The organism is Thermoplasmata archaeon (assembly GCA_038729465.1).
In the GTDB taxonomy this organism is placed as follows: Archaea; Thermoplasmatota; Thermoplasmata; order Thermoplasmatales; family ARK-15; genus JAVRLB01.
On sequence record JAVYRZ010000012.1, the window covers coordinates 12,726 to 14,436 of the forward strand.

The 1,711-nt window shown below is 38.9% G+C and carries 4 protein-coding genes; 1 reads left to right on the forward strand and 3 read right to left on the reverse strand.

The genetic code is table 11. From position 1 onward, the window contains the following. A partial coding sequence (locus QXQ25_04460) for a phosphoribosyltransferase (protein ID MEM0160958.1) occupies positions 1–540 on the forward strand: 540 nt, incomplete at its 5' end. On the opposite strand, the gene QXQ25_04465 is transcribed toward QXQ25_04460, so the two are convergent. The 3 genes from QXQ25_04465 to QXQ25_04475 form a co-directional block, all read right to left on the reverse strand. Then, on the reverse strand, positions 533–871 hold the full coding sequence (locus QXQ25_04465; GenBank protein ID MEM0160959.1) for a DUF3387 domain-containing protein: 339 nt from the start codon (positions 869–871) through the stop codon (positions 533–535). The two genes, QXQ25_04460 and QXQ25_04465, sit on opposite strands and share 8 nt — an antisense overlap. An 18-nt stretch (positions 872–889) precedes the next feature. Next, positions 890–1,417, reverse strand: a complete 528-nt coding sequence (locus QXQ25_04470) for a ZPR1 zinc finger domain-containing protein (protein MEM0160960.1) — start codon at positions 1,415–1,417, stop codon at positions 890–892. Continuing rightward, the coding region (locus tag QXQ25_04475) for an alpha-hydroxy-acid oxidizing protein (protein ID MEM0160961.1) at positions 1,414–1,711 on the reverse strand (298 nt) is incomplete at its 5' end. The genes QXQ25_04475 and QXQ25_04470, both read right to left, overlap by 4 nt.

Here is a 1,711-nt window from a genome sequence, read left to right on the forward strand (position 1 = left end):
CGAGGAGGATTGGTTCCTGCAAGGCTGATCTCTGATATGCTGCAGATCAAGGATCTGTATAGTGTTAAGACTGAACACTGGGGCATTACTGCCGCCGTTGACGGCAAAGCGCGGTTGACCCAGCCACTTCAGGTTCCGATCAATGGCAAGAAAGTGCTGGTTGTAGATGATATTACAGACACTGGCAAAAGCCTAAAAATCGCGTTTGATCATATAAGCGGTTTCTCTCCCTCAATTGTAAAAACCGCCACATTACTGCATATTACCCATTCTTCTTTTGAACCAGACTACTATTCAGAGATAGTGACTGAAGAGAACTGGACATGGTTCATATTTCCATGGAACGTTTATGAAGATCTCAGAAACCTTATTCCCAGAACTTTGACAGAAGGTGAATTGGATATCAAAACTATTAAAGCAACTCTTCTATCAAACTTCCAGATTAATGTTAAAGAAAGCTTGATAAGTGAGCTGTTAAAAGATCTGGAGCTTAGGAAAATCATCAACAAAACAGATAAAAAATGGGAACTTGTTAAATAGTTTTGTCTATTGTTTTGTCAATCTCTTTGCTAAACACTGATACTATGCTCTTTAAAAACTGATCTTTCAAGTCCCCTGGCATTATTGCCAGCCCCAGTTCCGCCGCCACCTTGCTCAGCATCGTGATTGCGTTTACCTCTTTTAACTTTGCTTCCAAGTACTGTCTTATAGCCTCTTTAATCTCTTTTTTCAATTCTGCGTTTTTATCTATTTTTTCTTTAATATAATCTTTGATCTCGTCTTTCATAAGATCTTGCAACGCCTCTATGAACATGCTCTCTGAAGGTATGCTCTTTTCAAGTAACTTTACATATTGCTCAATAGGTTCCATAATATTAGATAACAGGTATTAAGATATAACTTTTTTCGTGATTTTTACTTTCTCGCTTACAATCTTGCTGTTACCTGTAGGATCTTCAATTACGAGCGTAAGAGTAATCTTGCCAACGCGCATTAACCCTATTTTTTTCAGGAGCTCTAACAGCTTATCTTTTTCCTCCCCTGACGAATCCCTGTATAACTGCATTATTATCTTTATTATTCTCGAAAAAACACCTTCAACATTGCTTATATATGCGTCACCCATAGTTATCGGCTGCACTGTCAATCCCAGCTCTGGCACTGTAATGGTCGCATGCGCAGACCTTGCAACCCTTATTTTAAGATCTTCGGCGCCTGATACCTGAATCTCTAATCTCAATGGCTCATGCTCTTCTAAAAATATAAAATCTGTATGCTTGTACCCGCAGTTTTCACAGCTCACAAGCATGTTCATAACGCGACCAAAATATGGTATTTCATCTTCAAAATCCAGGCATTTTAAACTTTTTTTATTACATACCGGACATACTTCAACCCGTTCGCTTACTATTTTCATAGATTTTCAATCCAGTCTTTAGTTCTGTTATGCACTATAAATCTCTTATTTTGAAGCTCTCTGATATTTTTGGCATTTACTAGGAACATTGTAGCTTTTAATTCATAGATTATCTCTTCAATCCTTCCCATGACACTTTCAGTAGATTTTGTAGCATAAGGCAACAGCTCACGCGCTATGCCTCCCGCATCAGCACCCAGCACTATCGCTTTTGCGATGTCGAGACCTGTTTTTAAACCCCCGCTGCCTATTATAGGTAATCCTATGTTCCGTATCGAGTAAATAGACGCTGGC

Excerpts from the sequence above, each read along its gene's own strand:
- QXQ25_04465 (MEM0160959.1), bottom strand. The coding sequence starts at position 871 with ATGGAACCTATTGAGCAATATGTAAAGTTACTTGAAAAGAGCATACCT.
- QXQ25_04470 (MEM0160960.1), bottom strand. The coding sequence starts at position 1,417 with ATGAAAATAGTAAGCGAACGGGTTGAAGTATGTCCGGTATGTAATAAA.